Genomic DNA, 25328 nt, shown 5'->3' on the forward strand with positions numbered 1-25328 from the left:
AGGCGGCGAGTGTTGCCCAGCGACTGGCTCGACACAATCACTGATTACAGGACAACCCGCGTCATCGGCTGTGTTGGCCGATTTGTGCATTGGCCGCAGTGAGTGTTTCCAATAACGCCCATAAATCTGCGAAATGAACGAAAGTCCACAAACAAGCATGCTAAATGACTGCTTCTCCTGGCTCCCTTGACTGGCTAAGCTCTGGGCTTCCAGATACCCGTCCGAGGTTTCCCGCATGTCGCAGCGCACACCCGCCCTCGCTATCGCCCAGATGATCCTTGATGGCTTCGACGATTACCGCGAGCACTTCCGCCAGATCACCGATGGTGCCCGTGAACGTTTCGAAAAGGCCCAGTGGCAGCAGGGCCAGGCGGCTTCGGCGGCGCGTATCAACCTGTATGAGGAGAAAGTCAGCGAAGTGACGAGCCGCCTGCGGGCGAGCTTCGATGACGCCACCCTGATGGACATCGAGGCCTGGCCGTTGGTGAAAAGCGCCTACATCGGCCTGATCGACCTGCGCTTTGACGATGAGCTGTCCGAGACCTGGTACAACTCGATCTTCTGTGGCCTGTTCAGCCATGACCTGATCAGTGACGGCTGCATGTTCGTCCACACCACGCGGCCGAGCCTGCGCCGGGCGAGGGCGGCGCAAACCCGGGTCTACACCCCAGTCGGCAAAATTTCCGACATGCTGGCGCAGATTTTCGCTGATTACAGCTTCAGCGAGCCCTACGCGGACCTGCCGGCCGACCTGCGCCGCCTCGAAGTGCAACTGCGCGAGAACCTGCCGGACTGGGTGTGCAAGGACCCTGAGCTGAAGGTCGAGCTGTTTTCCTCGGTGCTCTACCGCAACAAGGGTGCCTACCTTGTCGGACGCATCTACACCCGTGACGAGCAGTGGCCCCTCGTAATCCCGCTGCTGCACCGCGAAGGGCAGGGCATCCAGATCGACGCGCTGATCACCGACGAAGCCGATGTGTCGATCATTTTTTCCTTCACCCGCTCCTACTTCATGGTCGACGTGCCGGTGCCGGCGGAGTTCATCGGCTTCCTCAAGCGCATCCTGCCGGGCAAGCACATTGCCGAGCTGTACACCTCGATCGGCTTCTACAAGCACGGCAAGTCGGAATTCTATCGCGCGCTGATCAACCACCTGGCCACCACCGACGATCAGTTCATCATGGCTCCTGGTATCCGCGGCATGGTCATGAGCGTGTTTACGTTGCCGGGCTTCAACACGGTGTTCAAGATCATCAAGGACCGCTTCTCGCCGTCGAAAAACGTCAGCCGCGCCACCGTGATCGAGAAGTACCGCCTGGTCAAAAGCGTCGACCGCGTCGGGCGCATGGCCGATACCCAGGAGTTCGCCGATTTTCGCTTTCCGTTGAGCAAGTTCGAGCCCGAGTGCCTGGCCGAATTGCTCGACGTGGCCGCCAGCACCGTTGCCGTCGAAGGCGATACCGTGCTGATCCGCCACTGCTGGACCGAACGGCGCATGACCCCGCTCAACCTCTACCTCGACAACGCCAACCCCGCCCAGGAACGCGAAGCCCTGGAAGACTATGGCCTGGCGATCAAGCAACTGGCGGCGGCGAACATTTTCCCTGGCGACATGCTGCTGAAGAACTTCGGCGTCACCCGCCACGGCCGCGTGGTGTTCTACGACTACGACGAGATCTGCTACCTCACCGAAGCCAACTTCCGCCACATCCCCGCGCCCCGCACGCCGGAGGATGAAATGGCCTCGGAGCCCTGGTACTCCATCGGCCCGCTGGATGTGTTCCCCGAAGAGTTCCCGCCGTTCCTGTTCGCCGACGCCGGCCAGCGCAAGCTGTTCGATCAACTGCACGGCGAGTTGTACGATGCCGACTACTGGAAGGGCCTGCAGGACGCGATTCGCGCCGGAAAGGTCATCGATGTGTTTCCGTACCGGCGCAAGGAACGCGAGAACGAATGAGGGGCGCGCATGCCGGCGGTTTTCTGCGACAATCCGCCCCCTGCATAAATAGACGACCAAAACGCACCTGATGACTGACCAAGCGCCCGCTATCGACCAACTGCTGAAAAACCTCGATCACGCCATGCTCGCCGACCGCCACCGTTTGCGGCGGCAGTTGCTCGAGCTGCGCAAGAAGCCCGATGAGGAGAAGCTGGCGCAGTGGGTGACGCGCATGCAGGCGTCCTGCGCCCAGGTCACGGCGCGGCGCGCCAGCCTGCCGCTGATCCGCTACGACGACAGCCTGCCGATCGCCGCCAAGCGCGACGAAATCAAGGCGGCGTTGCTCAAGCATCAGGTGCTGATCATCGCCGGCGAGACCGGTTCGGGTAAGACCACCCAGTTGCCGAAAATCTGCCTGGAGATCGGTCGCGGCCAATACGGCCTGATCGGTCACACTCAGCCACGTCGGATCGCAGCGCGCAGCGTCGCCAGCCGGGTTGCCGAAGAGTTGGCCACGCCGCTCGGCGCACTGGTCGGTTATCAGGTGCGCTTCGAAGACCAGAGTGATTCCAACACCCTGATCAAGCTGATGACCGACGGCATCCTGCTGGCGGAAACCCAGAACGACCGCTACCTCGAACGCTACGACACGATCATCGTCGACGAAGCCCACGAACGCAGCCTGAACATCGACTTCCTGCTCGGCTACCTGAAAACCCTGTTGCCGCGTCGCCCGGACCTGAAAGTCATCATCACCTCGGCCACCATCGACCTGGAGCGCTTCTCCAAGCATTTCGACGATGCGCCGATTGTCGAAGTGTCAGGTCGCACCTTCCCGGTGGACACCTGGTATCGCCCGCTGACCCTGGAACAGGACGAGGAGGGCAACCGCGTCGAGGACGACTTGACCGTCGACCAGGCGATCCTCGCCACCCTCGATGAAATCGCCGCCTACGAGCGCAGCGAGCGGCGCAGCCCTGGCGACGTGCTGGTGTTCCTGCCGGGCGAGCGCGAGATTCGCGATGCCGCCGACATGCTGCGCAAGGCCCAGCTCAAGCACACCGAGATTTTGCCGCTGTATGCGCGCCTGTCACCGGCCGAACAGCAGCGCATTTTCCAGTCCCACCCGGGCCGGCGCGTGGTGCTGGCGACCAACGTCGCCGAAACCTCGCTGACCGTGCCGGGCATTCGCTATGTGATCGACAGCGGCACCGCGCGCATCAGCCGCTACAGCTACCGCGCCAAGGTGCAGCGACTGCCCATCGAGGCGATCTCCCAGGCCAGCGCCAACCAGCGTAAAGGCCGCTGCGGCCGGGTCGAGCCGGGGATTTGCATCCGCCTGTACAGCGAAGAAGACTTTATCGGCCGCCCGGAATTTACCGACCCGGAGATCCTGCGCACCAACCTGGCGGCTGTGATCCTGCAGATGCTGCACCTGCGCCTGGGCGAAATCAGCGACTTCCCGTTTATCGAACCGCCGGACGGCAAGGCCATCAGCGATGGTTTCAACCTGCTGCAAGAACTGTCGGCGGTTGACCGCAACAGCCAACTGACCCCGCTGGGCCGCCAGTTGGCGCGCCTGCCGGTGGACCCGCGCATGGGCCGCATGCTGCTCGAAGCCGCCAAGCTGGGCAGCCTGCAGGAAGTGCTGATCGTGGCCAGCGCCATGTCGATCCAGGACCCGCGCGAGCGCCCGCCGGAACGCCAACAGGCCGCCGACCAGGCCCACGCACAATGGAAGGACGCCGATTCGGACTTCGCCGGGCTGGTCAATCTGTGGCGTGGCTTTGAAGAGCAGCGCCAGGAACTGACCGCCAGCCCGCTGCGCAACTGGTGTCGCAAGAACTTCCTCAACTACTTGCGCCTGCGCGAGTGGCGCGATTCCCATCGCCAGCTGAGCCTGATCTGCCGCGACATGCAACTGACCGTCAACAAGGAACCGGCCGACTTCGCGAAACTGCACAAAGCCGTACTGTCGGGCCTGCTCAGTCAGATCGGGCAGAAAACCGAAGACGGCGATTACCTCGGTGCGCGTCAGCGGCGCTTCTGGATTCACCCGTCGTCGGGCATCGGCAAGAAACGTCCGCAGTGGCTGATGACCGCCGAGCTGGTCGAAACCACCAAGCTGTACGCACGCATGGTGGCGAAGATCGATGCCGACTGGATCGAACCGCTGGCCGGGCACCTGATCAAGAAAAACCACTTCGAACCGCATTGGGAGAAGAAGCGCGGCCAAGTGGTGGCGTTCGAGCAGATCACCCTGTTCGGGCTGATCGTGGTCGGGCGCCGGCCGGTGCATTACGGGCCGGTCGACCCAGTGGTGTCGCGCGAGCTGTTTATCCGCGAAGGCCTGGTGCGCGGCGAAATCCAGTCCCGGGCCAAGTGCCTGACCGCCAATCAGCAGTTGCTGGAGCAGCTCGACGAGCTGGAAGCCAAGGCGCGTCGGCGCGACATCCTGGCCGACGAAGAGACGCTGTACGCGTTCTACGATGCGCGCTTGCCGGCGGAGATCCACCAGACCGCGACGTTCGACAGCTGGTACAAGGTCAACAGCCAGAAAGACCCGCAATTGTTGATCATGCGCGAGGAAGACGTGCTGGCCCGCGACGCCAGCGAAGTCACCGCCGCGCATTACCCGGACACCCTGCACCTGGGCGATCTGGCGCTGGCCTTGAGTTACCACTTCGAACCCAACCACCCGCGTGACGGCGTGACCTTGCGCGTGCCGGCGCCGCTGTTGCCGGCGTTGCCCGCCGAACGCCTGGAATGGCTGGTACCGGGGGTGATCGAAGCCAAGTGCATCGCCCTGGTGCGCAACCTGCCCAAGGCCCTGCGCAAGAATTTCGTGCCGGTGCCGGACTTCGTCAGGGCCGCCCTGCAACGTATCGAATTCGCCCAGGGCTCGCTGCCCCAGGCGCTGGGGCGCGAACTGCTGCGCATGACCGGCGCGCGCGTCAGCGATGAAGCCTGGGCCGAGGCCGCGCAACAGGTGGAAAGCCACCTGAAGATGAACCTGGAAGTGGTCGACGGCCAGGGCAAGTTTCTCGGCGAAGGCCGCGACCTGGCCGAACTGACCGCGCGCTTTGCCGAGGCCAGCCAGGCCGCGTTGGCCGTGCCGCAAACGGCAAAAAGCCAACAGCCGGTGGAAGCCAAGGTGTTCGCGGCGGTGGCCGAGAAGACCCAGCAAAAGATCGCCGGGCTGTCGATGACGGTGTACCCGGCGCTGGTGGAAGAAAACGGCACGGTCAAGGAAGGACGTTTCTCCACCGCCGCCGAGGCCGAGTTCCAACACCGTCGGGCCTTGCAGCGCCTGCTGATGCAGCAATTGGCCGAACCGGCAAAATTCCTGCGCGGCAAATTGCCCGGCCTGACCGAGCTGGGCCTGATGCACCGCGAACTGGGGCGCATCGAGGCGCTGGTGGAAGATATTTTGCTGGCCAGCCTCGACAGCTGCGTGCTGGAAGGCGAAGCCAGCCTGCCGCGTGACGGCGCCGGGCTGGCGGCGCTGGCCGAGCGCAAGCGTGGCGGTTGGACCGAACACGCCGAGCGCCTGGCGCGCTTGACCCTGGACGTGTTGAAACTCTGGCACGGCCTGCAAAAGCGCTTCAAAGGCAAGATCGACCTGGCCCAGGCGGTGGCCTTGAACGATATCAAGCTGCAACTGAGCAATCTGGTTTATCCCGGCTTTGTGCGCGAAACTCCGGCGCAGTGGTTCAAGGAGTTGCCGCGTTTCCTCAAGGCGATCGAGCTGCGTCTGGAAAAACTGCCCAGCCAGGTGCAAAAAGATCGGGTGTGGAGCGGCGAGCTGGCGGGCCTGTGGGCGCAGTACCAGAACCGTTTGAACAAGCATGCCCAGGAAGGCAAGCACGACCCCCAGCTAGCGCTCTATCGCTGGTGGTTGGAGGAATATCGGGTGTCGTTGTTTGCCCAGCAGTTGGGCACCCGGGTGCCGATTTCCGACAAGCGCCTGAGCAAGCAATGGAGCCTGGTCGAAGCGTGATCACCCCAATGGGCAATGGCGCTTATCCGGGATATGGCGCCAAATCCCCAGGTTTGTGGCAAACTTCGCGGTTATAAATGCCGGGAGCGTCGTGATGGGCTGGTGTGCAGCCGCGGCGCGATGGAATAAAGCGTTGCCAGTTTGATGCCCGCTGGACGGAATCAAACAACTTACAGTTTGGTACGACGGTACCAATATCTTCTGCCTGACAGATTTAGAGGAACGACCGTGCATAACGTCGTCATCAGCGGCACTGGCCTGTACACCCCGGCCAACAGCATCTCCAACGAAGAGCTGGTGCAGTCTTTCAATACCTACGTGCAGCAGTTCAACACGGAGAACGCCGCCGCCATCGAACGCGGTGACGTGCAGGCGCTGACGGAGTCCAGCGCAGCCTTCATCGAGAAGGCGTCGGGCATCAAGAGCCGTTTTGTGATGGACAAGGACGGCATCCTGGACCCGCAGCGCATGACCCCGCGCCTGCCCGAGCGCAGCAACGACGAATGGTCGGTGCTCTGCCAGATGGCCATCGGCGCCGCCGAACAGGCCCTGCAGCGCGCCGGCAAGACCGCCGCCGACATCGACGGGGTGATCGTCGCCTGCTCCAACCTGCAACGCGCCTACCCGGCCATCGCCATCGAAGTCCAGGAAGCCCTGGGCATCGCCGGTTTCGGCTTCGACATGAACGTGGCGTGTTCCTCGGCGACCTTTGGCATCCAGAACGCCGCCAACAGCATCAAGCTGGGCCAGGCCCGGGCGATCCTGATGGTCAACCCGGAAGTCTGCACCGGCCACTTGAACTTCCGCGACCGCGACAGCCACTTCATTTTCGGTGACGCGGCCACTGCGGTGATCCTCGAGCGCGCTGACCTGGCGACCTCCGAGCACCAGTTCGACGTGGTCAGCACCAAGCTGCTGACCAAGTTCTCGAATACCATCCGCAACAACTTCGGCTTCCTCAACCGCGCGGCGGAAGAGGGCATCGGCGCGCCCGACAAGCTGTTCGTGCAGGAAGGCCGTAAAGTCTTCCGGGATGTCTGCCCGATGGTCGCTGAGTTGATCGGCACGCACCTGGCGGAAAACCAGTTGAACGTGAACGACGTGAAGCGCTTCTGGTTGCACCAGGCCAACCTGAGCATGAACCACCTGATCGTGAAGAAGCTGCTGGGGCGTGAAGCCACGGTGGAAGAAGCACCGGTGATTCTCGACACCTACGCCAACACCAGCTCGGCGGGTTCGGTGATCGCGTTCCACACTTACCAGGACGACCTGCCCAAAGGCGCCGTGGCGGTACTCAGCTCGTTTGGCGCCGGCTATTCGATCGGCAGCGTGATCCTGCGCAAACGCTGATCCTGCGGCTCGCCGCGGTCAAATGTGGGCGCTGGCAAGCCAGCCTCCACATAGATCGCGTTCTCACTTGGAAACCGAGGTCTCGAATGGCAGTAGCGGACGACGCGCACCTGCTTGAACGCTTGCTCAAGGGCGAGCAGCGGGCCTACAAGGAATTGGTCAGCCAATACCAAAGCGCCATGCGCGCGGTGGCCTACGCGATTGCCGGTCAGCGTCATGCCGACGAAGTGGTACAGGACGCCTGGCTGTCGGTGGTACGCAACCTGCCAAAGTTCGAAGGGCGCTCCAGCCTCAAGACCTGGCTGCTGACCATCACCGCCAATGCCGCCAAGAGCCGCTACAAACAGAATCGTCGCGAAGTGTTACTCGATGATTTGCCCTCGCCCCACGGCACGATCGGCGATGAGCGTTTCAGCGCGGATGACGGTCACTGGGCGGTCGCCCCTTTTGCCTGGCACCAGGACACCCCGGAAGCCCTGCTCACGGAGGACGAACTGCGCAAATGCCTGGAACATACGTTGCTGAGTTTGTCGGAACTGCAAAGCAGCGTACTGGTGCTGCGTGAACGCCAGGGCCTGGAGTTGGAGGAGATTTGTAATCTTCTGACGCTTTCGCTCTCCAATGTGCGGGTGCTGTTGCATCGCGCACGGCTTAAAGTCTTCGCCACGGTGGAGCATTTTGAGGAAACCGGCGAATGTTGACGTGTAAAGAGCAAGTGGCGCGTTCCAGTGACTTTCTCGATGGTCAGTTGACCTTTCGCGAGCGGCTGCTGGTGCGTCATCACTTGATGTTCTGCCCTAATTGCCGGCGTTTTATCCGTCAGATGCGCTTGCTGCAGGCGACATTGCGGATCATGCCGCAGGCGCCGGTACAGGATGTGGATGCCTTGGCTGAACGGCTGGCCGCCGAGCGGCGCAAGGATCAGTAACGGCGGGGGGAAGGCAGACTCGCATGGGGGAATCGGACGGATGATGGGGACCGATTCACCCACGCCAGGCTGTTACAGCCACCCCGGGCCATCCTGGCCCAAGGCGTGTTGCACTTACAGTTAGAACTTGGCTTCAGCATCCAACTGCAGGGTGTTGGTGTTGGCATCACGCTGCGTGCGGCTGGCGTAGTCAGCCTTGGTCAGGAAGTATGTGGCGCCGACAGCGAAGTTCTTGTCGATGTCGTAGCTGACCTTCATCTTATGACCGCGCGAACCGGTGGTGCCGTTGGCGAAGTCCGAATCGGTGAAGGCGCCTACCACAGCGTTACGTTGTGTATCGCGGTAGTTGTAGTCCAGGTTGAAACCGAACACCTTGGACTTGGCACCCAGCAACCAGGCGGTGTCCTGATCGGTGGAAGCGTCGTTGTTCTTCACGTACTGACCGTAGAACGCCAGCGGCACGGCCAGGCCACCGATGTCGGCTTGGGCAAAACCTTCGTACAGACGGAATTGTTCGTTCGCCGAGTTGCCGTTGACCGCCAGTGCGCAAGGCGTGGTGCTGCTCGTACAGGTGCTGTTTTCGTCGTTCTGGTAGGCGTAGATACTGCCGCCCAGGGTCATTTTCAGGTTGTCGGTCACCGAGAAACGCGTGCCCAACTGGCCGGAAGTCAGGCGCAGGTCGTGGCGGAATTGCACACCGTCGCCGTCGACGTTGTCCTTGAGGTTGTAGTTACCGAGGCTGCCGAACAGCTCGGCGCTGCTACCCAGCGGGTATTTGTAGGTCAGGGCCAGACCTTCCGGGTTGATATCGCTATCCCAGATCACGTCGCCCATGTTCACCCATGGCTGGAGCATCTTGCCGCCGATGACGTGCAGGTTCTTGATCTGCTTCGGGTGGTAGTCGATGTAGCCGAGATCCAGCCAGATCGACTTCTTGTCGAAGTAGTTGTCCTGGTCCTGGTTGGTGGAGCGTGCATCGTCGCTGCTGCCGGTGGCGATACGAATGCCGGTGTCGACCTGGTCGTTGATCTCGGTGTAGGCGCCGAGACGGGCACGGATACGCTGACGGTCCTTGTCACGGCCACCGTTGTTGGATTCGCCCTGGATCTTCACGGTTTCCTGACGGAAGCGCACGTCACCCTTGAACTGGGTCTTGGCGGCCCAGGCAAGTTTCTGGTCGAACACGCTCAGGTCGTTGGCTTTTTTCGCGGTGGCCGCGATCTGTTCGTTGGTCTCTTGTTGAGCTTGCTGTGCGATCTGCTTTTCTTTCTGATCCTTGGCCAGCTCAGCTTGCAGTTCAGTGTACTGCGATGCCGAGATTTGACCGTTGGCCTTGAGCATGTCGAGCAATTTAGCGTCGACTGCAGCGCTGGCCGGAACGCTCAGGGCCAGCAGCAAGCCGCCACAAAGGGCCGCCGCAGTTTTAGTGGAAGCAAGACGCATATCAATCTCCGAAAGTGAGGAGGGATGGCAAACCATCCAGGACACAACCGACCGATGACGGACGGAAAAATAACTGCCGGGGTAGAACCAGGCGCGCTAAAAACAGGCGTCAGTATCGCGATCGTTTATGACGGCGCAGTGGCGAACTGATGTCAGGTAGATGACAAATTATTTATAAACGGAACTATTGGTTTAGAGCCTTGTCCGGCGATTTGGAGGTGTGTCGGGAGCGGCGATAAGCGATACTCGCGAGGCTTTCACGCCCTGAAGTAGTGAGGATGCCGATGCCGCTGCAACGCCTGGACAGCCTGTCCGAAATCGCCCCGCAGGCCTGGGACGCCCTGGTGCCGCAGGCCCAGCCCTTTGTGCGACATGCGTTCCTGAGCGCGCTGGAAGACAGCGCCAGCCTCGGCCCGCATTCGGGTTGGCAGCCTGAGCATTTACTGCACTGGGACGGTGATCGACTAGTGGCGGCATTGCCCGGTTATCGCAAATGGCATTCCTCTGGCGAGTACGTCTTCGACCACGGTTGGGCGCAGGCCTGCGAGCGGGCCGGTATCGATTACTACCCCAAGCTGTTGGTCGCCGTGCCGTTCAGCCCGGTCAGCGGCCCGCGCCTGTTGGCCGCCAGCGCTGAAGACGGTTTCGAGTTGCTCGGCAGCCTGCCCGGTTACCTGGAAATCGAAGGGCTCTCCAGCGCCCATATCAACTTCACCGACCCGCTGGCGGATGACGCCCTGGCCCGACAGCCGGGCTGGTTGCCGCGCCTGGGCTGTCAGTTTCACTGGCAGAACCGCGGCTACCGGGATTTCCAGGACTTCCTTGACGCCTTGAGTTCGCGCAAGCGCAAACAGATGCGCAAGGAACGCGAACAGGTGGCGGGGCAGGGCATCGAGTTCGAATGGTTGCAAGGCCATGAACTGAGCGAGGCGCAGTGGGATTTCGTCTACGCCTGCTACGCCAACACCTACGCGGTGCGCCGCCAGGCGCCGTACCTGACCCGTGCGTTTTTCAGCCTGCTGGCCGAACGCATGCCCGAAGCGATCCGCGTGGTGCTGGCCAAACAAAGCACGCGCCCGGTCGCGATGGCGTTCAGCTTGATCGGCGGCGACAGCTTCTTTGGGCGTTACTGGGGCTGCCTGGCGGAATTCGACCGCCTGCATTTCGAAACCTGCTTCTACCAAGGCATGGATTACGCCATCGCCCACGGCTTGCAGCGCTTCGATGCCGGTGCCCAGGGCGAGCATAAATTGATTCGCGGGTTCGAGCCGGTGATCACCCGGTCGTGGCACTACCTGCGTCATCCAGGGTTGAAGACGGCCGTCGAAGACTTCCTGGAGCGCGAGCGGGTGGGGATTCTGGCGTATGCCGAAGAGGCGAGGGCAGCCCTGCCGTATCGGCAGGGCTGAACCCGTTTTGCCTCAGGCCGGCTCCTCCTTGCCCAACCATCGATAGGCCACGCCGCCGATCACCGCGCCGAGGATCGGCGCGAGCCAGAACATCCACAATTGCTGGATCGCCCACCCACCCACGATCAGCGCCGGTCCCGTGCTGCGGGCCGGGTTGACCGAGGTGTTGGTCACGGGAATCGAGATCAGGTGGATCAAGGTCAGCGCCAGGCCGATAGCGATGGGGGCGAGGCCCTTCGGGGCACGCGGGTCGGTGGCGCCGAGGATGATCAGCACGAACATCGCTGTCATCACCAGCTCACAGACAAACCCCGCTGCCATTGAATAGCCGCCAGGCGAATGCTCGCCATAGCCGTTGGAGGCCAGGCCTGACGCCAGTTCGAACCCCGGTTTGCCGCTGGCGATCACATACAACAGCGCAGCGGCGATAATGCCGCCAATGACCTGGGCAACGATGTACGCCGGTAACTCCCTGGCCGGAAACCTGCCGCCCACGACCAGCCCCACCGATACCGCCGGGTTGAGGTGACAACCGCTGATGTGCCCGATGGCGACCGCCATGGTCAGTACCGTGAGCCCGAAGGCCAGGGCCACCCCCAACAACCCGATGCCGACTGCGGGAAACGCCGCGGCCAACACCGCACTCCCGCAACCGCCCAGCACCAGCCAAAACGTACCTAAACCTTCTGTGACTGAACGCTTGAACAAAGACATGTACCCGTCCTTGATAGATCGCTCTACCGAATCAGTAAATCAGTGATGCTCCCTGCGATTTACTTCAGCGCCCGTCTTGGCACTGCACTGAGTACAGCACGGTTGCGGCACAAATCCAGGACACCCATGTGGGAGCAAGCCCCTCCCACCTTTTGAGTTGTATAGGCCCGGCAGTTTCAGTCGATGCCGACGAAGCCTCCGGTCTGGTGCTGCCACAGCCGCGCATACAGCCCGCCGTGGGCGAGCAACTGGGCATGGCTGCCGGTCTCGGCGATCTGGCCTTTCTCCAGCACCACCAGGCGGTCCATCCGCGCAATGGTCGACAAGCGGTGCGCAATCGCAATCACCGTCTTGCCTTGCATCAGGGTTTCCAGGCTTTCCTGGATCGCCGCTTCGACTTCCGAATCCAGCGCCGAGGTGGCTTCGTCCATGATCAGGATCGGCGCATCCTTGAGCAGCACCCGCGCGATGGCGATGCGCTGGCGTTGCCCGCCGGACAGTTTCACGCCGCGCTCGCCCACATGGGCATCCAGCCCGGTGCGGCCTTCGGCGTCCGACAGCTGCGGGATGAACTCATCGGCACGCGCCTTGCGTATGGCCGCCCAGAGTTCTTCGTCGCTGGCGTCCGGCTTGCCATACAACAGGTTTTCGCGGATCGAACGGTGCAGCAGCGACGTGTCCTGGGTGATCATGCCGATCTGTTCGCGCAGGCTTTCCTGGGCGACCTCGGCGATGTTCTGGCCGTCGATCAGGATGCGCCCGCCTTGCAGGTCGTACAGGCGCAGCAGCAGGTTGACCAGGGTCGATTTGCCTGCACCGGAGGGGCCGATCAGGCCGATTTTTTCACCGGCCTCGATGGTCAGGTTCAGGCCGCCAATGATCCCGCTCTTCTTGCCGTAGTGGAAATCCACCTGCTCGAAGCGTACTTCGCCATGGGGCACGGTCAGGCGTGGAGCGTTGTCGCGGTCGACCACGGCCAGCGGCTGGGCGATGGTTTTCAGGCCGTCCTGCACCATGCCGATGTTTTCGAAAATGCCATTGACCACCCACATGATCCAGCCGGACATGTTGACGATGCGAATCACCAGGCCGGTCGCCAGGGCAATCGCGCCCACGGAAATCAGCGAATGGGTCCACAACCACAGGGCCAGGCCGGTGGTGGTGACGATCAGCAGGCCGTTCATGGTGGTGATCACCACGTCCATGCTGGTCACCACACGGCTGGCCAACTGGGTTTTTTCGGTCTGCTCGATGATCGCTTCCTTGGCGTATTCCTGCTCGGATTGGGTATGCGCGAACAGCTTCAAGGTGGTGATGTTGGTGTAGCCATCGACGATGCGGCCCATCAACTTGGAGCGTGCCTCGGAGGAAATCACCGAACGCGCTTTCACCCGCGGCACGAAGTAGCGCAATGCCAGGCTGTAGCAGACGATCCAGGTCACCAGCGGGATCATCAGGCGCCAGTCGGCTTCGGCAAACAGCACCAGGGAACTGATGGCGTAGATCGCCACATGCCAGATCGCATCCACGGCCGCCACGGCGGAATCGCGCAGGGAGTTGCCGGTTTGCATGATGCGCTGGGCGATGCGCCCGGCGAAGTCGTTCTGGAAGAAATTCAGGCTCTGCTTGAGCACGTAGCTGTGGTTTTGCCAACGGATCAGGCTGGTCATGCCGGGGCTGATGGTCTGGTGGACCAGCAGGTCATGCAGGGCGCCGAAGATCGGGCGCAGCAGCAGGGCGACCACGCCCATCCAGATCAGCTCGGTGCTGTGGATCTGGAAAAAGTTCGCGGGCGGTGTGCCCTGGGCCAGGTCGATGATGCGGCTCAGGTAGCTGAACAGCGCGACTTCGATCAGTGCGCCGATCAGGCCCACCACCAACAGCGCGGCGAAACACGGCCACACCTGACGCAGGTAGTAGAGGTAGAAGGGCAGGACTTTATCGGGAGGGGCGGCGCTGGGCGCGTCGCGGAAAATATCGATCAGTTGTTCGAAACGACGATAGAGCATTAGGGTTGACGCCCGCCCGGCGGGCTCTCCTGTTCAAAGGCGCGCGACGCCTTGTGAGCGCCGCGCGGAACTACCTGCGGACCTCAGTCGATGCGCTTGGCCGACTTGATCAGGACAGGATCGATTGGCACGTTCTGCATGCCTTGTTTGGTGGTGGTCTGCGAGTTGACGATGATGTCGACCACGTCCATGCCTTTGACCACTTTGGCGAACACGGCATAACCGGCATCGCGGCCTGGATCGAGGAAGGCATTGTCCGCGACGTTGATGAAGAATTGGCTGGTGGCCGAATCCGGGTTCGAGGTGCGGGCCATCGACAGCGTGCCACGCACGTTATGCAGGCCGTTGCTGGCTTCGTTCTTGATCGGTGGGTTGGTGTCTTTTTGCGCCATCTGCGCGGTGAACCCGCCGCCCTGGACCATGAAGCCCGGGATCACACGGTGGAAAATCGTGTTGGTGTAGAAGCCCTTGTCGACGTAGGCCAGGAAGTTCTTGCTACTGATCGGCGCCTTGACCGGGTCCAGTTCGATTTCAATGTCGCCGTTGGTGGTGGAGATCAATACGTGGGGCGCCTTGGCGGGCTCGGCGGCCATCAGGTTGGCAGCGAACAGAACGGAACCGGCAAAGAAGGCGATTTTTTTCAGCATGGGTCAGTGATCCTGGGTAGTTGTTTCGACTGTCTTTAGAAAATCGAGCAGGGTAGCGTTAAAGACATCGGGTTGATCCAAGGGTGTGGCATGGCGGGAATCTTCGATGACCACCAGCCGCGCATCGAGCAGCAGTTTTACATAGATTTCTTTGTGCGCCACAGGGGTGTAGTCGTGGTCGGCGCTGATGACCAGGGTTGGACAGGTAATTCTGCAAAGTCGTTCCTGCACGCCCCAGCCCACAATTGCATCGAAGCTGGCGAGATAAGCACGTTTGTCGTTTTTTGCCCAGCGCTCGGCCATCTTGCGGCGCAGGTCGGCTTGCTGCGGTTTGGGAAACAGCCGGTCGCCCAGGGCCTTGCCGATGGTGGCCAGGCTGAGGACGCGTGCCAGGGTCCAGCGCTTGGCCCATTGCCAGTAATCGTCGGCGCTGCGCACCTTGACTTCGGGCGCGCTGTTGACGATGCACAGGCTCTTGACCCGCGCCGGTTCGTCCACCGCCAGTTGAAACGCGATCATGCCGCCCATGGACAAGCCCACCACGTGCGCGGCGGGCAGGTCCAGGTGTTCGATCAGGGCGATCAGGTCGAGGGTGAAACCTTTGATGCTGTAGCGCTCCCGGGGTTTGTCGGAACGCCCATGGCCACGCACATCCACCACGATCAGGCGGTAATGCCGGGCCAGCACCGGAATCTGCAGTTCCCAATCCTGGCTGCTGGAGCCCAGGCCGTGGATCAGAATCAGCGGGGTGCCGTGGCCATATTCCTCGTAATGCAGGCTGCACCCTTCATGTTCGAACCAGGCCATGCATGAACTCCGTTTCAGGCTTGCTGCGGTGCGGCGAAAGGCGCATCCAGGGGGCGGTGTCAAATGTGCGCAGTAGCTCCACGAGGATCTGCGTCGCTGGCCCCAAGGGTTTGTCCTTGTTCGAGTACAGGTAGAACGTGGGGTGACGGCTGCCGCCCTGCTCCAAGGGTAGCTGCTTGAGCACGCCTTCGGCGAGTTCGCGCTCGATCATGTGCCGGGGCAACCAGGCAAAGCCCAGGCCGCTGCCGACGAAACTGGCGGCCGTGGCGAGGCTGCCGACGGTCCAGCGCTGTTCGGCGCCGAGCCAGCCGACATCGCGCGGCTGCTGGCGCCCGGAGTCGCGGATCACCACTTGCATCTGGCTTTCCAGGTCCTGGAAGCTCAGTTCGCGGTTCATGCGGTGCAAGGCATGCTCGGGGTGAGCGACGGCGACAAACTCCACGTTGCTCATCTCGGTGCCGAGATAGCCGGGGATGTTGAAGCTGCTGATCGCCAGGTCGGCCACGCCTTCGATCAACAGCTCTTCAACCCCCGACAACACCTCTTCGCGCAGGCGCACGCGGCAGCCGCGGCTTTGCGGCATAAAGGCGGTCAGGGCGCGCACCAGGCGTGCATTCGGGTAGGCGGCATCGACCACCAGGCGTACTTCGGCTTCCCAGCCCTGTTCCATATGGTGGGCGAGGTCTTCGAGTTGGCTGGCGTTTTTCACCAACTGCCGGGAGCGGCGCAACAGCACTTCGCCGGCGTCGGTGAGCACGGCCTTGCGCCCGTCGATGCGCAGCAGCGGCACCCCGAGCTGGTCTTGCATGCGGGCCACGGTGTAGCTCACCGAGGACTGCGAACGGTGCAGCGCTTCGGCCGCCTGGGCGAAGCCGCCATGGTCGACCACGGCTTGCAGCGTGCGCCATTGATCGAGGGTAACGCGGGGCGCTTTCAAGATGAGCTCCTCTTGTCCTAAGCTGACAGTCCTTATTGGAGACTGCCGAATGAGAAAATTGTGTTGTGTGGTGCTGGCACTGCTGCCGCTCAGTGCGTTTGCCTACCCCATCGATGTGACAAAAAAGATCGACGGCGTGAGCGTGGATTACACCGCGTCCGACGTGGACGGTGACATCAGTTCGATCCAACTGAACAACTACGGCACGCGCGACGCGCTGTGTTCGGTGACTTTCACCAACGGCCCGGAATCACCCCGTCGCCGTACTGTCAGCGTGCCGGCGGGCAAAAGCACCAACACCACCGTCAAGTTCAACCGCGCGATCATCAAGATGCGTATCGCACTGGAATGTGCACCGAAATAAAGCGACAGCGGAGCATGCCTACAGCAATACTCCGCTTATAAACAAATTTCTAGATGGGTTGTAGCAGTTTTTTGCGCTTTTTTATCGAATTGGCTCTGGTTAATCTTTTCTCCATCGACTTACAGCAATTACAGATGGAGCCTACGCAGCCATGTCCAACGTACTGATCATCGAAAGCAGCGCCCGCCAGCAGGATTCGATCTCCCGCCAACTGACCCGGCAGTTCATCAGCCAATGGCAGGCTGCGCACCCGGCGGATCAGATCACCGTGCGCGACGTGGCGCTCAACCCGCTTCCGCACCTGGACGCCAACCTGCTCGGCGGTTGGATGAAACCGGCGGATCAGCGCAGCGCCAGCGAACAGGCATCCCTGGATCGCTCCAACACCTTGACCGACGAATTGCTCGCCGCCGACGTGTTGGTGATGGCGGCGCCGATGTACAACTTCGCCATCCCCAGCACCCTCAAAGCCTGGCTGGATCACGTGTTGCGTGCAGGTGTGAGCTTCAAGTACACCGCCACCGGCCCCCAGGGGCTGTTGATCGGTAAGCGGGCCATCGTGCTCACCGCCCGGGGCGGGATTCACACCGGCGCAAGCTCCGATCACCAGGAACCTTACCTGCGTCAGGTGATGGCATTCATCGGGATTCATGACGTGACGTTCATTCACGCCGAAGGGGTGAACCTGAGCGGCGACTTCCAGGAAAAAGGCATCAACCACGCCAAGGCGTTGCTGGCGCAAGTCGCGTGATCCTTTAATCGTCACATAATCGCGCGGTGTTTATATCTCACCACGCAAACCCTTCAAGTCCGCGTAAAAACCTCCCTTTGCACTTGTTGCTCCTGAGTGCTCCTGCCCGACTGCCGCTATCGCGAGGTCGGGTTTTTTTTGCGCCGAGTTTCGTGAGCCGCCGAAAACCTTTAATGTCCCGCCCATTCGATACGAGGCGCGCATGGGCTACTTACTGGTTGTCACCCTGATACAGGCATTTTCCTTCAGCTTGATCGGCGAATACCTTGCCGGTCACGTCGACAGCTACTTCGCGGTGCTGGTGCGCGTGCTGCTGGCCGGGCTGGTGTTCATTCCGCTGACGCGCTGGCGCTCGGTGCAGCCGACCTTCATGCGCGGCATGCTGGTCATCGGTGCGCTGCAATTTGGCGTGACCTACGTTTGCCTGTACCTGAGCTTTCGCGTGCTCACGGTGCCCGAGGTGCTGCTGTTCACCATCCTCACGCCGCTGCATGTGACCCTGATCGAAGACGCCCTCAACCGACGCTTCAACCCCTGGGCCCTGGTCGCCGCGCTGGTCGCGGTGGCGGGTGCGGCGGTCATCCGCTTCGATCAAGTCACCCCGCACTTCCTTGGGGGCTTCCTGCTGCTGCAACTGGCCAACTTCACCTACGCCGCCGGGCAAGTCATGTACAAGCAGTTGGTGGCGCGCTACCCCAGTGATCTGCCGCACTACCGGCGCTTCGGTTATTTCTACCTCGGTGCGCTGCTGGTGGTGTTGCCGGCATTCCTGGTGTTCGGCAAGGCTGATTTCCTCCCCGAAGCGCCGCTGCAATGGGGCGTGCTGGTGTTCCTCGGGCTGGTCAGCACGGCCCTGGGCATGTACTGGTGGAACAAGGGCGCGTGCCTGGTCAACGGCGGGACGCTGGCGGTGATGAACAACCTGCATGTGCCGGTGGGGCTGTTATTGAACCTGTTGATCTGGAACCAGCACGAGCCGTTGGGCCGCCTGGCCCTGGGCGGCTTGGTGATTCTGGCGGCAGTGTGGATCAGTCGGTTGGGCATAAAGCCCGGGCCTGGCGTACAGTCTGCGAGGTGATAGGCCCAGGGCAGGCGTGAGCGGGAATGAAAGTCTGTTATAGAAGAGAAAAGTGTGGGGGCGGCAGAGTGGACAAGGTTGACGAACAGATCATTGCTGCCTTGAAGGACGACTCCCGGGTCAGCCTGGCGCAGCTGGCGCGACAAGTTCACAAGTCGCGAACCGCCGTGGAATCGCGGGTTCAGAAACTGATCGAGAAGGGCATTATCCTCGGCTTCACCATCAACGTCGCCGCCGATGAGGAAGCCCAGCAATCGGCGTTTTTGATGCTCACGCTCAATGGCAGCAACTGCCACCTGGTGTTTCCGAAGATCTACCAGTTCCGTGAAGTGGTTCAGGCTTATTCGCTGTTCGGCGACGTCGACATGATGCTCGAGGTCAAATACCGCAACTTTGAAGAGCTGATGGTGTTCAAGGACAACCTGCTGAAGATCGAGCATGTGCGCGAGGTGGTGGTCAACCCGGTGCTCAAGGCCTGGCGGTAGCCGCTGCTGTTCCGGCAGCGGCTACGCGGTTCCAGCCTCAGGCGTGATCGTGTACGGTCTCGAGAAAGTGATGACTCAAGGCCGGCATTCGCTGGCGCAGGGTGTCGACGAACTCTTCGATGACGGCCTGGTTGAAGGCCAACGGCGTATCGTCGTGCCCCAGCACCACCACCAGCAGGCTCGACGAGTCCTTCGTCAGCCTGAAGTCATGGGCGTCGGCGTCGACCTTGCCGATACTCGCCAGGGGCACGTCACCGCAGGTATAGACGATATCGCCCGCTGGAATCGTAATCTCCTTCTTGGCGAACAGCGGGCGGAAAGCCCTGGGCGCCTCCGAGCGCATGACGTAGATGTCGTCCCGCCGGTGGTAGGTGTGTACGCCGATGCTGACCCCATGCCGGATCGCCACGGCGTTATAGGCATCGACGATGTTGTTGATGGGGTATACGCCCTTGGCGATGAAGCGCCGCAACAGTTTCTCGTTGGCGCTCACGGTGTTTTCGTAGCCGAGCTTCTTGAGTTGCTTGGCAAAGCCTTCGTAAATGACGTTGGAGTCCAGCTCGTTGAGGTGGGACGCAACGTGATTCAGGTTGCTTTGCAGGACACTGACGAAGCTCTTGTCGTCCGACACGGTAATGTCTTCGATAACCGCCGCGCACGCGTTGTTGATGCCCAGATCACTGGCTGACTTTCGGATGATCAAACGACTTTTCATGGTCTTAACACCACAGCTGTTTACGTAGATTGGCGCTGCTGATGTCCAGTTGCGGCGCCGAGAGGTGTTGCAGCCAGAACAGCCCCGGGCAGGTGGCAAAATCGATCGTGACCGGCGTGGTGTCGCCCGGGCGGATGAAGTAACGGTGGCCGCAATAGGCCTCGTCCTCCATTACGCTCTGCAGGGCCTGCGGCGAGGGTGCGGCGAAGGTGCGTTGTTCGTCGGAGCAGAAGAACCCGATCCGACCGTGGCTGATCTGGCTGACCGCATCGGCGCGCGGGCGTGGGCGGCCGAGGTAGCTGTCGATGGCCAGCGAGAGCAAATCCGGGTGATACACTTGTTGAAACAGCAGCGGTGCGATGCCGCCATGCAAGCGGCCGCCGGCTTCAATCATCACCGGGCCGTGGGCAGACCAGATGATCTCCATATGAATCGGGCCGACCTCGATGCTCAGCGCCGCGGCCGCCTGGCGGGCATAGTCGGTCAGCGGTTGCAGGTCTTCGGCGCGGGGGTCGAGGGTGTCCAGGCTTTCGTAGACAAACATGCTGCCGTTTCTCTGGACCTTGGTGTACCTGCACACCGAGGCAATGATGTACACGCCGTCAAAGGCGACCATATCCACCACATATTCGGGGCCCGACACGAACGGCTGCACGATGAAACCGAGGTTGATTTCCCCCAGGTCGTTTTTGCGCTGCCAGGCTGCAGTGTCCAAGGCACTCTTGACGCCGGCCCGGCCTTGGGCAAACACCACGCCTTCGGTGGCGGCGGAATTGAGCGGCTTGACCACGTAGGTGGTCTTGTCATCCAGCGTGGCAACCACCTCTGCAATGCGCGTCGGCGAGCTCAGCAGTTGTGATTCGATGTTCGCCAGCCCTTGTTTTTTCAGGGCGTGTTGCATGGAGAACTTGTTGCGACGCAGGTCGCTGGTGACGCGGCTGTTGCCGGGAACGCGCAGGACTTCGGTAAGGTAGTCGGTCAGGTAGATCGCGGTTTCGCAACCGGCGATCACGGCGCTCAGTGACAGCGGTTCGAGGATCTCCAGCAAACCCTCTTCCCAGTGGTAGACCGCCTCGAAGTTTTCCCTGATCAGGTCATCGGTGAAATGCGCGGGCAAGCTGTCGGTGGAAATCACGGCAAAGCACCTCACGCCCTGAGCCTTGAGCAAGGGCGCGTAGAGTTTACCTGTGGAGAACGGGTCAACGATCAGTACGGTTTCCAAAGCAGGTACTCCTATTTTGTGGTGGCGGTGGCCGCGACGGCGGGAGTGAGGTTCCACACCAGTACGGCAGCGGCCAACAGCGCGGCGGAGACGATCATCAGCACGCGCGCACCTTCGAGGCCGAGGAAGCCTGTGGTGGTGAAGAACGTCAGGATCATCGGCGCCGAGCCACTGACCAGCAGGTAGTAGAGCGAGCTTTTGGCGGCGATCACGTCGGCGATCCGTGCGTTGGGCGCCGACTCGATCAGGGTTTTACGCAATTGGATGCGCAGGCTGTTGATGCAGAAACCCAGCAGGAAAGCGGCGGCCATCATCACGTAGAGGTTATGGAAATAGACGATTGCCACGTCGGCCAGGATCACCAGCAGGATCGCGCTGTAGCTGTTGAGCTTGATCCGTGGCAGCACCGCGGCACTGAACGCACCGAGGCCCGCCAGGCCGCTGGCGACGCCAAACAGGGTGGCGTTCCATTCGTTGAGCTTCTGGAACACGATCGGCACCAGGCTGTTGAAGGCGCCGATATGGAAGCCGATCATGCTCAACACGATGATCAGGATGTACAGGTTGCGCGGCAACTGTAGAGACTGCGCCGTGTGGGTGTCGGCGACTTGCTCGGTGGCGTCGGCGGTTGGCGTGGCTGCGACAAAAAGAATCGCCGCCAACGACAGGATCGCCCCCAGGCTGATGATCTGCAGGGTCTGGTTGACCGTGAACACATCCACAATCACCCCGCCCAGCAGCGCTCCACCGAAGGCCCCGATCTGGATGGAGGTTTGCATCAAGCGCGCCGAGGTGTCGCTGTTGGTCAGCCCGGCCAGCACCAGCTTGGTGTTTTTCGATTCCAGGGTACTGATGGTGAAGTAGTCGGTGACTCCCACCACGAAGGCAATCGCCAGGAAACCGATCGGCAACAGCGCCGCGTCGGTAAACGACAGCCCCAGTACGGCGGCGAACGCGGTCAGGCGAATGTACAACAGCCGTTTCATGCTCAGTTCAATGGTGAAGAACCGGCCGATGTACTGCTCGCACAGATACGGCACCACGGTCGCCACGCATAAGGTGGCGCCCACCAGGAAGGTCGAGCCGGTGGTCTCCAGGCCGAACCAGACCATGGCAATCACAATCGCCATGTCCAGGCCGGTGAAGAGGGTCACGATCGAATAAAACGCAGCAAGGGTCGATTTATTATTCATGGGCACCATCAGTCGTAACGAGAGAGTTTAAGGAGAGGCACGCACCGCTCGGTGTCACCAATGACGGTGCTGATCTGGTTTCTGACGCGAACGGTGGGCAGCGACTTCTTTTCCAGGTTGCAGACCTTGTAGGCGTTGTCGTGCCAGGGGCAGATCACGCTTTGCCCGTCACCCGTCACTTCTCCCATGTGCAGCGGGCCGCCGCGATGGGGGCAGGCGGTCGGCAGCAGTTGAGTCGAATGTGCATGGCGCTTGAGAAAGTAGGTTTTCCCTTCCACCGCCACATAGTGGGTGTGGCTGAGGTTCAGGCTGATGGCTTTCATGGGGCGGCGTCCTCAAATGGCCGTGACGGTGTAAGTGCAGGACGGGCTGACGACGCGGGTGCCATGCAGCATGCCCTTGGGAATCACCACGCCTTCCCCGGCCTTGAGGCGCACGCTCAGTTCGGGGCTGGCGACGAAATCCAGCTCGCCGGACTCGACCCAGAACAGCTCGTCGTTGGGGTGGGTGTGCAGCACCGAAAGCTCGTGTTCAGGCTCGGTGATCGTCAGGTCCACTGGCTTGCGGCCTTGGAGGGCGCTGGCTTGGGCACGGTGTTCGTCCAGCTCGTCATGCCACTTGATATGGGCATACAGCTCTTCGTCGGCGATGTCCTGCAGTAAGCGGAACTCCTCGAAACCGCGGATAAGGTCGGGGATGATCGCGTTGCCGAACTGCTTGATCATCGGCAGGATCAGGCGTTGCAGGGCCATTCTTCCGTGATGCACATCGATGTGTGAGTGCTCGTCGAAGTATTCGGTGGAGACCGTGCCGTTGAAGATGGTCTTGATGGCGCGTGACTGATGCTGGGTGGTCAGGGCCAGTGTGGCTTCGGTGTAGTACATGGCGCCGATATAGCGGAACAGCTCGCCATGGTTGGCCGACACGTAGTGGAAGTAGTTGGTGAGCGACAGCGAGGCCGGGGTATAGAACTGCCAGTAGTGATGCACGTGATGGGACATGTCCATGTCTTTGAGCATGTCTTCAAAAATGGTGCTGTGCTTTTTCTTGTCGATGCCGTAGCCGTATTCGTCGATCAGGATCTTGAACAGCTCGCTGGTGTACACGCCGCTGTTGCCCAGCACATTGCGCGCCATGGCCGAGGCTTCACTGAGGAAGTCGCCGGCGCATTGCGTCATGAAGAACCGCGCGGCACGTTCGGGATGGCGGCTGGTGGTCAGGACCTCATGGAGTGTTGAGTCGGAGCGGGCCACATCGTCCAAGACCTTGTCGGTGTGGGCGACAAAGGCGTCCAGGCACCAGGGGCCGTTGATGTGCACCTCTTCCTTGAGCCAGTTGTAGAGGTAGTGCTCCAATAACGGACGAATCTTTTTACCCGACGCGGCATGCAATGGGTCATAAAATTCCTTGAATACCTTGAGATCCAGCGCCATGGGCGGCTTGGGTAAAAAGACCAAGTCTTGCTCATAGATATTCAATAATAAACGTTGCGCCAAAAGATGCTGGCTGTGTGAGAGTTGCTCGCTTGTCAGGCAACTGCTGATAATCGAATCGGTCACGTCCTGCGGCCTTGAAGGCCGCTGGTAGGGGCTGTCGGTATAAAAGTCGCGAGGTTGAGAAAAGGCAGTTGCACCGCAGTAATGAGTCAATGCTTCCGCATCCGAACTTAATACAAAGTGTGCCGCATCATCTGAAAGCTTAGTTGTCCATAACATAAGTAACGCCTTCTCACAGAGTTGTTCGATGGCCAGATGCTATAGCTTTGGTTTTTCTAAAAACAGATTAAAAACCGGGTGCCTGAATAGTGAAATTCACTAAACGTATAGGTAGAGTTTTCTTAGTTGCGGCGTCGGTTTGATTTTGCCGCGTGCGGCAACTAGACATGTTCCTCGGCTATTTACCGAGTTGGCCTGGCCTGTAGCGCAAGGCCTGATTGGGCGCGGGGGCGTGTGGTGATTCGACCGGCGAGGGACACGCGAGCCCCGCGCCGTCTGCCTTGTTAGCGCTCCAGCGCTTGGGCGGTCGTGGTGTTCTGCGTCATTGCGAACAGCCCGCTGCGCAGGTCCGTGCCGCTCGGCTGTTGATACAGGCTCAAGCCAAATTCCGGCAGCACCGCCAGCAGGTAGTCGAAGATATCCCCTTGAATCCGCTCGTAATCCGACCACGCCGTGGTGCGGGTGAAGCAGTAGATTTCCAGCGGCACGCCCTGGGCGGTGGTTTGCATCTGACGCACCATGCAGGTCATGTTCGGCTGGATGTCCGGGTGGCTTTTCAGGTAAGCCAGGGCATACGCGCGGAAGGTGCCGAGGTTGGTCATGCGCCGGCGGTTGGCCGACAACTGCGCGCTTTGGCCCTGGGCTTCGTTCCAGGCCTTGAGTTCGGCCTGCTTGCGGCTGATGTAGTCGGTGAGCAGGTGGACCTGGGTCATGCGGACTTCTTCATCGTCGCGCAGGAAGCGCACGGCGCTGGCATCGATAAACAGGCTGCGCTTGATCCGACGCCCGCCTGACGCCTGCATGCCGCGCCAGTTCTTGAACGACTCGGACATCAGGCGCCAGGTCGGAATCGAGACGATGGTCTTGTCGAAGTTCTGCACCTTGACCGTATGCAAGGTGATGTCCACCACGTCACCGTCCGCGCCGACCTGGGGCATTTCGATCCAGTCGCCGACCCGCAGCATGTCGTTGCTGGTCAACTGCACGCTGGCGACGAACGACAACAAGGTGTCCTTGTAGACCAACAAGATAACCGCCGACATCGCACCCAGGCCGGACAGCAGCAACAGCGGCGAGCGGTCGATCAGGGTGGCGACGATGATGATCGCGGCAAACACGAACAGAATCATCTTCGCCAACTGCACATAGCCCTTGATCGAGCGGGTACGTGCATGTTCGGTGCGCGCATAGATGTCCAGCAGGGCGTTGAGCAGCGCACTGATGGCCAGCACCACGAACAGGATGGTGAACGCCAGCGCCACGTTGCCGATGAACAGCGTTGCGGTCTTGCTCAGGTCCGGCACCAGGTGCAGGCCGAACTGGATCACCAGCGACGGCGTCATCTGCGCCAGGCGGTGGAAGACTTTGTTGTGGCGCAGGTCGTTGAGCCAGTGCAGGGCCGGTTGCCGGCCGAGCAATTTGACCGCATGCAGGATGAGGTAACGCGCCACCCGTCCGAGCAACAGCGCCACCACCAACAACACCAGCAAGCCCAGGCTGGAATGCAGCAGCGGGTGTTCATCGAGGGCGTTCCAAAGGTCTTTGACGTTGAGCCAGAGCTGTTTGATATCCATGGGTGAAACCGATTCTTCTGTAAGACAAGACTGGTCGATTAGAGCATT

General features: G+C 61.1%; 21 protein-coding genes and 1 pseudogene. 10 read left to right on the plus strand and 12 right to left on the minus strand.

Annotation, left to right across the window (positions count from 1 at the left end):
* Positions 1–235: 235 nt before the first annotated feature.
* From aceK to C5F70_RS02525, 5 genes are all read left to right on the plus strand, one after another.
* Complete coding sequence (aceK, locus tag C5F70_RS02505; protein ID WP_057003832.1) at positions 236–1957, plus strand: bifunctional isocitrate dehydrogenase kinase/phosphatase; 1722 nt, start codon at positions 236–238, stop codon at positions 1955–1957.
* Between the two features lie 70 nt (positions 1958–2027).
* Positions 2028–5939: an ATP-dependent RNA helicase HrpA gene (gene hrpA, locus C5F70_RS02510; protein ID WP_104902677.1), complete on the plus strand. Its 3912-nt coding sequence runs from the start codon at positions 2028–2030 to the stop codon at positions 5937–5939.
* Positions 5940–6167: 228 nt separating this feature from the next.
* A complete protein-coding gene (locus C5F70_RS02515) occupies positions 6168–7289 on the plus strand; it encodes a beta-ketoacyl-ACP synthase III (protein ID WP_017845271.1) in 1122 nt (373 codons plus the stop codon).
* A gap of 86 nt (positions 7290–7375) precedes the next feature.
* Complete coding sequence (locus C5F70_RS02520) at positions 7376–7990, plus strand: RNA polymerase sigma factor (protein ID WP_017845272.1); 615 nt, start codon at positions 7376–7378, stop codon at positions 7988–7990.
* A complete protein-coding gene (locus C5F70_RS02525; protein WP_017845273.1) occupies positions 7984–8217 on the plus strand; it encodes an anti-sigma factor in 234 nt (77 codons plus the stop codon). Before C5F70_RS02520 ends, C5F70_RS02525 begins: the two co-directional genes overlap by 7 nt.
* 120 nt (positions 8218–8337) lie before the next feature.
* Here the strand turns inward: C5F70_RS02525 and C5F70_RS02530 are convergent, their stop codons facing one another.
* Positions 8338–9660 carry a putative porin gene (locus C5F70_RS02530; RefSeq protein WP_017845274.1) on the minus strand — a complete coding sequence of 441 codons (1323 nt, stop codon included), beginning with the start codon at positions 9658–9660 and terminating at the stop codon, positions 8338–8340.
* Between the two features lie 284 nt (positions 9661–9944).
* Between C5F70_RS02530 and C5F70_RS02535 the strand changes: the two genes are divergently transcribed.
* On the plus strand, positions 9945–11069 hold the full coding sequence (locus C5F70_RS02535) for a GNAT family N-acetyltransferase (protein ID WP_104902678.1): 1125 nt from the start codon (positions 9945–9947) through the stop codon (positions 11067–11069).
* A gap of 12 nt (positions 11070–11081) precedes the next feature.
* Here the strand turns inward: C5F70_RS02535 and aqpZ are convergent, their stop codons facing one another.
* The 5 genes and pseudogenes from aqpZ to C5F70_RS02560 all read right to left on the minus strand — a co-directional run bounded on the left by aqpZ (position 11082) and on the right by C5F70_RS02560 (position 16183).
* The gene (aqpZ, locus tag C5F70_RS02540) at positions 11082–11783 is read right to left on the minus strand and encodes an aquaporin Z (protein WP_046489436.1); all 702 of its coding nucleotides are present in this window, start codon (positions 11781–11783) and stop codon (positions 11082–11084) included.
* A gap of 176 nt (positions 11784–11959) precedes the next feature.
* Positions 11960–13792: an ABC transporter ATP-binding protein gene (locus tag C5F70_RS02545; protein WP_046382464.1), complete on the minus strand. Its 1833-nt coding sequence runs from the start codon at positions 13790–13792 to the stop codon at positions 11960–11962.
* Between the two features lie 83 nt (positions 13793–13875).
* On the minus strand, positions 13876–14439 hold the full coding sequence (locus C5F70_RS02550) for a peptidylprolyl isomerase A (protein ID WP_017845278.1): 564 nt from the start codon (positions 14437–14439) through the stop codon (positions 13876–13878).
* A gap of 3 nt (positions 14440–14442) precedes the next feature.
* Positions 14443–15246 carry an alpha/beta fold hydrolase gene (locus C5F70_RS02555; RefSeq protein ID WP_104902679.1) on the minus strand — a complete coding sequence of 268 codons (804 nt, stop codon included), beginning with the start codon at positions 15244–15246 and terminating at the stop codon, positions 14443–14445.
* Between the two features lie 14 nt (positions 15247–15260).
* Positions 15261–16183 (minus strand): annotated as a pseudogene (locus C5F70_RS02560) (LysR family transcriptional regulator).
* A gap of 49 nt (positions 16184–16232) precedes the next feature.
* Here C5F70_RS02560 and C5F70_RS02565 point away from each other — a divergent pair.
* The 4 genes from C5F70_RS02565 to C5F70_RS02580 all read left to right on the plus strand — a co-directional run bounded on the left by C5F70_RS02565 (position 16233) and on the right by C5F70_RS02580 (position 18861).
* The gene (locus tag C5F70_RS02565; RefSeq protein ID WP_026139816.1) at positions 16233–16547 is read left to right on the plus strand and encodes a hypothetical protein; all 315 of its coding nucleotides are present in this window, start codon (positions 16233–16235) and stop codon (positions 16545–16547) included.
* A gap of 151 nt (positions 16548–16698) precedes the next feature.
* A complete protein-coding gene (locus C5F70_RS02570; RefSeq protein WP_046489439.1) occupies positions 16699–17298 on the plus strand; it encodes an FMN-dependent NADH-azoreductase in 600 nt (199 codons plus the stop codon).
* A 202-nt stretch (positions 17299–17500) separates the two neighbouring features.
* Positions 17501–18376 carry a carboxylate/amino acid/amine transporter gene (locus C5F70_RS02575; RefSeq protein ID WP_017845283.1) on the plus strand — a complete coding sequence of 292 codons (876 nt, stop codon included), beginning with the start codon at positions 17501–17503 and terminating at the stop codon, positions 18374–18376.
* Positions 18377–18444: 68 nt separating this feature from the next.
* A complete protein-coding gene (locus C5F70_RS02580; protein ID WP_017845284.1) occupies positions 18445–18861 on the plus strand; it encodes an Lrp/AsnC family transcriptional regulator in 417 nt (138 codons plus the stop codon).
* Between the two features lie 37 nt (positions 18862–18898).
* On the opposite strand, the gene C5F70_RS02585 is transcribed toward C5F70_RS02580, so the two are convergent.
* The 6 genes from C5F70_RS02585 to C5F70_RS02610 all read right to left on the minus strand — a co-directional run bounded on the left by C5F70_RS02585 (position 18899) and on the right by C5F70_RS02610 (position 25280).
* On the minus strand, positions 18899–19576 hold the full coding sequence (locus C5F70_RS02585; protein ID WP_104902680.1) for a phenylalanine--tRNA ligase beta subunit-related protein: 678 nt from the start codon (positions 19574–19576) through the stop codon (positions 18899–18901).
* A 4-nt stretch (positions 19577–19580) separates the two neighbouring features.
* A complete protein-coding gene (locus C5F70_RS02590; protein WP_104902681.1) occupies positions 19581–20798 on the minus strand; it encodes an ATP-grasp domain-containing protein in 1218 nt (405 codons plus the stop codon).
* 11 nt (positions 20799–20809) lie between these two features.
* Positions 20810–21991, minus strand: a complete 1182-nt coding sequence (locus C5F70_RS02595; RefSeq protein ID WP_104902682.1) for a hypothetical protein — start codon at positions 21989–21991, stop codon at positions 20810–20812.
* Positions 21992–21999: 8 nt separating this feature from the next.
* A complete protein-coding gene (locus C5F70_RS02600) occupies positions 22000–22314 on the minus strand; it encodes a Rieske 2Fe-2S domain-containing protein (RefSeq protein ID WP_017845288.1) in 315 nt (104 codons plus the stop codon).
* A 12-nt stretch (positions 22315–22326) separates the two neighbouring features.
* On the minus strand, positions 22327–23550 hold the full coding sequence (locus tag C5F70_RS02605) for an iron-containing redox enzyme family protein (protein ID WP_256588350.1): 1224 nt from the start codon (positions 23548–23550) through the stop codon (positions 22327–22329).
* Between the two features lie 440 nt (positions 23551–23990).
* Positions 23991–25280 (minus strand): mechanosensitive ion channel family protein, encoded by a 1290-nt coding sequence (locus C5F70_RS02610; protein WP_017845290.1) that lies wholly within the window; start codon positions 25278–25280, stop codon positions 23991–23993.
* Positions 25281–25328 lie beyond the last annotated feature (48 nt).

The organism is Pseudomonas sp. LH1G9 (assembly GCF_002949975.1).
In the GTDB taxonomy this organism is placed as follows: Bacteria; Pseudomonadota; Gammaproteobacteria; order Pseudomonadales; family Pseudomonadaceae; genus Aquipseudomonas; species Aquipseudomonas veronii.

What these genes read in the sequence shown, in the direction of transcription:
- aqpZ (WP_046489436.1), bottom strand. Translation starts at nt 11,783, where the DNA reads ATGTCTTTGTTCAAGCGTTCAGTCACAGAAGGTTTAGGTACGTTTTGG.
- C5F70_RS02535 (WP_104902678.1), top strand. Translation starts at nt 9,945, where the DNA reads ATGCCGCTGCAACGCCTGGACAGCCTGTCCGAAATCGCCCCGCAGGCC.
- C5F70_RS02545 (WP_046382464.1), bottom strand. Translation starts at nt 13,792, where the DNA reads ATGCTCTATCGTCGTTTCGAACAACTGATCGATATTTTCCGCGACGCG.
- C5F70_RS02565 (WP_026139816.1), top strand. Translation starts at nt 16,233, where the DNA reads ATGAGAAAATTGTGTTGTGTGGTGCTGGCACTGCTGCCGCTCAGTGCG.
- hrpA (WP_104902677.1), top strand. Translation starts at nt 2,028, where the DNA reads ATGACTGACCAAGCGCCCGCTATCGACCAACTGCTGAAAAACCTCGAT.
- C5F70_RS02595 (WP_104902682.1), bottom strand. Translation starts at nt 21,991, where the DNA reads ATGAATAATAAATCGACCCTTGCTGCGTTTTATTCGATCGTGACCCTC.
- C5F70_RS02575 (WP_017845283.1), top strand. Translation starts at nt 17,501, where the DNA reads ATGGGCTACTTACTGGTTGTCACCCTGATACAGGCATTTTCCTTCAGC.
- C5F70_RS02520 (WP_017845272.1), top strand. Translation starts at nt 7,376, where the DNA reads ATGGCAGTAGCGGACGACGCGCACCTGCTTGAACGCTTGCTCAAGGGC.
- C5F70_RS02600 (WP_017845288.1), bottom strand. Translation starts at nt 22,314, where the DNA reads ATGAAAGCCATCAGCCTGAACCTCAGCCACACCCACTATGTGGCGGTG.
- aceK (WP_057003832.1), top strand. Translation starts at nt 236, where the DNA reads ATGTCGCAGCGCACACCCGCCCTCGCTATCGCCCAGATGATCCTTGAT.
- C5F70_RS02610 (WP_017845290.1), bottom strand. Translation starts at nt 25,280, where the DNA reads ATGGATATCAAACAGCTCTGGCTCAACGTCAAAGACCTTTGGAACGCC.
- C5F70_RS02550 (WP_017845278.1), bottom strand. Translation starts at nt 14,439, where the DNA reads ATGCTGAAAAAAATCGCCTTCTTTGCCGGTTCCGTTCTGTTCGCTGCC.
- C5F70_RS02530 (WP_017845274.1), bottom strand. Translation starts at nt 9,660, where the DNA reads ATGCGTCTTGCTTCCACTAAAACTGCGGCGGCCCTTTGTGGCGGCTTG.
- C5F70_RS02525 (WP_017845273.1), top strand. Translation starts at nt 7,984, where the DNA reads ATGTTGACGTGTAAAGAGCAAGTGGCGCGTTCCAGTGACTTTCTCGAT.
- C5F70_RS02585 (WP_104902680.1), bottom strand. Translation starts at nt 19,576, where the DNA reads ATGAAAAGTCGTTTGATCATCCGAAAGTCAGCCAGTGATCTGGGCATC.
- C5F70_RS02570 (WP_046489439.1), top strand. Translation starts at nt 16,699, where the DNA reads ATGTCCAACGTACTGATCATCGAAAGCAGCGCCCGCCAGCAGGATTCG.
- C5F70_RS02555 (WP_104902679.1), bottom strand. Translation starts at nt 15,246, where the DNA reads ATGGCCTGGTTCGAACATGAAGGGTGCAGCCTGCATTACGAGGAATAT.